The following is a 5,188-nucleotide window of genomic DNA, read 5'->3' as shown; positions in this document are numbered from 1 at the left end:
AGACCGCCCATGCACCCGGTCCGACAGCCAGTGCTCGCCGCCGGCCTCACCGCCTTGGCCACCGCCGCCACGCTCGGGCTCGCGCCGGGCGCCGCCGTCGCCGCCCCGGCGGCCTCTCCGAGCATCTCCGTCAACTGGTTCGGCACGGCCGACGGGCGGGCGCACACCGCCACCGTCGGCGGCCGGTTCGACTGCGGCGACGAGCGCGGCCTCGCCTACATCGAGGTGCACCTGGAGCAGCGGCGCGGCTCGGTCACCGGCTTCGGGTTCGGCGTGATCGGCGCGTGCACCGACGAGCGCACCGCCGGCACCTGGACCGCGACCATCCCCGCCGACCAGGGCAGGTTCCGCCCCGGCCCGGCCACGACGATCGCCCGCCTGGTGATCGAGCCCAACTCGATTACCGAAACCACCGAGCCCGTACGCCTGCGCCCCCGCTGCGCCCGCCCCTGACCGCCCTCCCCGTCTTCTCCCCCGCGATCTTGCACTTGGTGCCCCGAGGTTGTCGTTATTGCTCCTATTTGTCGGGCACCGAAGTGCAAGATCGCGAGGGAGAGAGGGCGAGGGCGGGGCAGGTTAGGGGGTCAGGGCGGCTCGGAGGGTGGTGAGGATGTGGGACGGGCGGCGGTACAGGTCGCGGTCGGTGAAGTAGCGCATCCGCCATCCGTTGGCGTCGAGCCAGTTGATCCGGTCGCGGTCGTACCGCATGTGCTCCCGGTCCAGGTGGGACAGACCGTCGTACTCCACTCCCACCCGCCGCTCCCGGTAGCCCAGGTCGATGCGGAAGCGGGGTATGCCGTACCGGTCGTGAACCCACATCTGCGGTTCAGGTGCCGGCAGCCCGTCATCGAGCAGCAGCAGCCGCAACTGGCTCTCCTGCCGGCACTCGGCCCGGCCGTCGGCTCGTGGCACGAGGTCACGCGCCTGCCGTACGCCACGAAGCGCTCGATGCAGAGGCAGCTCGGCCGCGAGGTCGTCGACCGTCACGGCGCCCGAGCGGAGCGCGGCGTCCAGCACGGGAAGGGCGTCCATCCGGCGTACGCCTCGGGCCAGGTCGATCGCGCACTGCGCGGCCGGCACGCACGGTAGGCCGCCGACGAACACCGGCCGGACCGGCAGGACCGAGTGATGGACGACGAGCCCCGGTAGCCGTGGCTTGGCGACCTCCGGCGGCAACTGCACGTGCACAGCGGATTCCCGAAGTACGCCGAAGCCGTGACGGCGTGCCGCACTCTGCATGGCGAGCATCGCGCCGTCGGGAAGACACAGCAGCAGTGCCCTCAGTTCGTCCTCGTCATCGCACGGCGTCGGCGCATAGACACCGCGTCGAACCCGGGTCAGCTCCTCCCGTTTGACCTGTGTGCGTACTCGCTTCACGGTGAGCACCCGCATCAGCTCCCGGGTCCGCCAAAGCTGCGTAGACATACGCAGACCATGCCGCCCTCACCCTTCCGAGGCCCCTCGTCCCACGCTTCCCCTGTGGACAACCCTGTCCTTGTGCACAACCCCCACACCACCCCGCCCTCGTGCTAGACCCCACCCACCCCCGCGCGATCTTGCAGTTGGTGCCCGTGGCACACCCGAAAGGACCGGAATGCCGGGGCCGAAAGTGCAAGATCAACGGGGAGAGGGAGGGGTGGGGGCGGGTTAGCGGGAGTCGAGGAGGGGCTGGGTGGGGTTCCACGGGGTTCCGCCGGCGGCGTCTCGGCGGCGGCGGGCTATCGCTGAGAGCGCCTCCAGCACCACCCGGTTGCCCAGGTACGCGGTGATGTCGGCGTGGTCGTACGGCGGGGCGACCTCGACCACGTCCAACCCGACCACCGGCAGCTCGTAACAGACCCGGCGGACCGCGTCGAGCAGCTGCCGGGACGTGAACCCGCCCGGCTCTGGCGTGCCGGTGCCGGGCGCCATGCCGGGGTCGACCACGTCCACGTCGACGGAGAGGAACACGCCCTCGCACTCGTCGGTCGCGATGCCGAACGCCTCGGTGAGGCAGGTGTCGAGGCCGCGCGCCACGATCTCGGTCATCTCGTACGAGCGCATTCGCTGCTCGGCCATCCACGCCAGCGTGTCCGGGCCGGGCCAGTAGCCGCGCAGCCCGATCTGGAGGAAGCGGTCGCCGCGTACCGCGCCGGACTCGATCAGCCGGCGCATCGGCTGGCCGTGGCCGTGCAGCGAGCCGAACTCGACGTCCCCGGTGTCGGCGTGCGCGTCGAAGTGCACCAGCGACACCCGGCCGAGCCCGTGGTGCCGGGCCACGCCTGTGGCGTCGGGCAGCGCGATGGAGTGGTCGCCGCCGAGGACCACCGGGATCGCCCCGGCGGCGGCGACCGCGTGCACGGCGGTCTCCAGCGCGGCGAGCGAACGCTCGATGTCGCCGCTGAACATCTCCACGTCGCCGGCGTCGTAGACGCACAGGTCCTTCAGCCCGTCCACGCGCAGCGCCAGCGACGGCCGGGAGCCGTCGTGCGGCAGGTAGCAGGCCTGCCGGATGGCGGACGGCCCGAACCGGGTGCCCGGCCGGTGCGAGGTGCCGCCGTCGAACGGCGCCCCGATGATCACCACGTCCGCGTCGGCGTACGTGACCGGCTCCTCGACCGTGCACGGCGGCACGCCGAGGAACGTGACGTCGGGGCCGTACATCGGGCCGTACCGGGTCATCGTTCCTCCATCCCCCACGGCGAACCGTAGCCGGTGAGCAGCTCCAGGAAGGGGGTCGGCGGGAACGCCTCGGGACCGAGCACGCCCGTGCCGGACCAGGCGCCGGTGGCGAGCAGCTCCAGCGCGACGACCGGGTTGACGGCGGTCTGCCAGACCACCGCCTGGTGGCCGTACTCGGCCATCGACCACTCGTTGTCGACCACGTGGTACAGGTAGACCCGGCGCGGCCGCCCGTCCGGGCCGGTGCCGGTGACGTACGTGCCGGCGCAGGTCTTGCCGCTCATCCGGTCGCCGAGCGTGGCCGGGTCGGGCAGCGCGGCGGCCACCAGGTCGCGCGGCGACACGTCGACGCCGCGTACGCGCACCGGCTCGGTCGAGTCGAGCCCGAGCTTGTGCAGCGTGCGCAGCACCTCGATAAACTCGGCGCCGAGGCCGTACTTGAAGGTGACCCGCTTCGCCTGGACCCAGCGCGGGATGAGCAGCACCTCCTCGTGCTCGACGTTGACGCACTCGACCGGGCCGATCCCGGCCGGGAAGTCGAAGACCTCCGGCTCGCTGAACGGTTCGGTGGTGAACCAGCCGCGCCCGGCCTCCCAGATCACCGGCGGGTTGAGGCACTCCTCGATGGTGGTCCAGATGGAGAACGAGGGCGCGAAGTCGTAGCCGGCGACCGTCAGGTTCGCGCCGTCGCGTACCCCGATCTCGTCGATCTCGGCGAAGAGTTCGTCGGCGGCGTAGCGGGCGAAGACGTCGGACAGGCCCGGTTCGACGCCGATGCCGCAGAGCGCGAGCCGCCCCGCGGCGGCCCATTGCTCCGCGACGGCGAACTGCTCGTCGCCGAGCTTGACCCCGGTCTGGGCGTAGGGACGCTCGGGGTGCGGCCGGGACAGCGACATCGCCATGTCCAGGTAGTCGGCCCCGGCGGCGAACGCGCCGTCGAAGATCGGCATGACGAAACGCGGGTCGACCGCGTTCAGGACGTGCGTGATCCGGTGTTCCCGGCACAGCGCGGCCACCGCGTCGGCGGAGGACGCGTCCACAGTGGCGGCGACGAACCGGTCGCCGTGCCCGGCGACGGCCCGCGCCGCACGCGCCGGGTCGTGGTCGGCGACCACCATGATCTCGAAGAAGGTACGGCGGGCGGCGATGGATACGGCTGCGGAGCCGACGCCACCGGCGCCGACGAGGAGGATACGCATCAGGAGTCGAACCCCAGTCCAAGACGGTCGAGAGTACGGAGCCAGAGGTTGCGCCGTCCGTCGCGCGCGTCGGCGCGGGCGAGCGACCAGCGGGTGAGGTTGATGCCCACGGACCGGACCGGTTCCGGCGGGAACGGCAGCGGCTTGCGGCGCACCAGGTCGAGCCGGGTCAGCGGGGTGTCGGTGCCGGAGAGCAGGTCGAGCGTCACGCGGGCGCCGAATCGCGTCGCGCCCACGCCGAGCCCGGTGAACCCGGCCGCGTACGCCAGGCGTCCGGAGTACGCGGTGCCGAAGAACGCGCAGAACCGGGTGCAGGTGTCGATCACGCCACCCCAGCGGTGACTGAAGCGCACATCGGCGAGCTGCGGGAACGTCGTGAAGAAGTGCGAGGCGAGCGTGGTGAAGGTGGCCTCGCGCTGCTCCAGCGCGGGCGCCACCCGGTTGCCGTAGTGGTAGATCGCGTCGTAGCCGCCGAACAGGATCCGGTTGTCGGCGGTGAGCCGGTAGTAGTGGAACTGGTTGCCGGTGTCGGCGAGCCCCTGCCGGTGCCGCCAGCCGATCGCGTCGCGCTGCGCCCCGGTCAGCGGCTCGGTCATCAGCGCGTAGTCGTAGACCGGCACGATCCAGGAGCGCAGCCGGCGCAGCAGCGGCGGGAACGCGTTCGTGGCCAGCACGACCTGCCGCGCCCGTACCGCGCCGGGCGCCGCGTCCGCGCCGCCCGCCGTGCTGGCGAGCAGCGCCGCGCCGTCGCCGGCCAGGCTGGTGACGCGGGTGCGCTCGTGCACGCGTACGCCCAGGTCGAGCGCGGCGCGGCGCAGTCCCCAGGCGAGCTTCGCCGGGTCGAGCAGGGCGACCCGGTCGGCGTCCCACATCCCGCCCAGGTACGTCGGCGACGCCACCTCGGCGCGTACCTCGTCGCGGTCGAGCAGCCGCACGTCGTGGCCGTACCGGCGGGCCAGCTCGGCGTCCGCGGCGAGCCCGTCGAGCTGGTACGGCTCGAACGCCACCGCCAGCTCACCGGTGCGGTCGAAGTCGCAGTCGATGTCGTACTTCGCCACTGTGGCGGCGATGGCGTCCAGGTTCTCCCGGCCCAGCCGTTCCAGCTCGCCGATCTCGCCGGGGAACCGATCGACGCCGTTGACGAGCCCGTGGGTCAGCGAGGCGGCGCAGAACCCGCCGTTGCGCCCGGACGCCGCCCAGCCGCACGTGCCCGCGTCGACGAGCAGGACGTCGCGGTCCGGGTCGGCCTCCTTTGCGAGCAGCGCGGTCCACAGTCCGGCGTACCCGCCGCCGACCACGAGCAGGTCGGCGGTGTGCGAGCCGGACAG

5 protein-coding genes are annotated in these 5,188 nt (G+C 72.4%); 1 reads left to right on the top strand and 4 read right to left on the bottom strand.

Features of this window, described 5'->3' with window-relative positions; all coding sequences use genetic code 11:
- The coding region (locus KBX39_RS22230) for a hypothetical protein (RefSeq protein WP_247660454.1) at nt 1-453 on the top strand (453 nt) is incomplete at its 5' end.
- A gap of 123 nt (nt 454-576) precedes the next feature.
- Here KBX39_RS22230 and KBX39_RS22225 read toward each other — a convergent pair.
- The 4 genes from KBX39_RS22225 to KBX39_RS22210 form a co-directional block, all read right to left on the bottom strand.
- Nucleotides 577-1,425 (bottom strand): DUF559 domain-containing protein, encoded by an 849-nt coding sequence (locus KBX39_RS22225; protein ID WP_210872318.1) that lies wholly within the window; start codon nt 1,423-1,425, stop codon nt 577-579.
- A gap of 222 nt (nt 1,426-1,647) precedes the next feature.
- The gene (gene speB, locus KBX39_RS22220) at nt 1,648-2,661 is read right to left on the bottom strand and encodes an agmatinase (protein WP_210872317.1); all 1,014 of its coding nucleotides are present in this window, start codon (nt 2,659-2,661) and stop codon (nt 1,648-1,650) included.
- Entirely contained in the window at nt 2,658-3,860 is a 1,203-nt protein-coding gene (locus KBX39_RS22215) for a saccharopine dehydrogenase family protein (protein ID WP_210872315.1), read from the bottom strand. Before KBX39_RS22215 ends, speB begins: the two co-directional genes overlap by 4 nt.
- Nucleotides 3,860-5,188, bottom strand: a 1,329-nt coding sequence (locus tag KBX39_RS22210) for an FAD-binding oxidoreductase (protein ID WP_210872313.1), incomplete at its 5' end; no start/stop codon positions are given. The genes KBX39_RS22210 and KBX39_RS22215, both read right to left, overlap by 1 nt.

Source organism: Micromonospora sp. D75 (assembly GCF_018070405.1).
GTDB classification, from domain to species: domain Bacteria; phylum Actinomycetota; class Actinomycetes; order Mycobacteriales; family Micromonosporaceae; genus Micromonospora; species Micromonospora chalcea.
The sequence above is the reverse complement of the archived record's forward strand: the minus strand, read 5'-3'. Positions and strand labels throughout refer to the sequence as shown.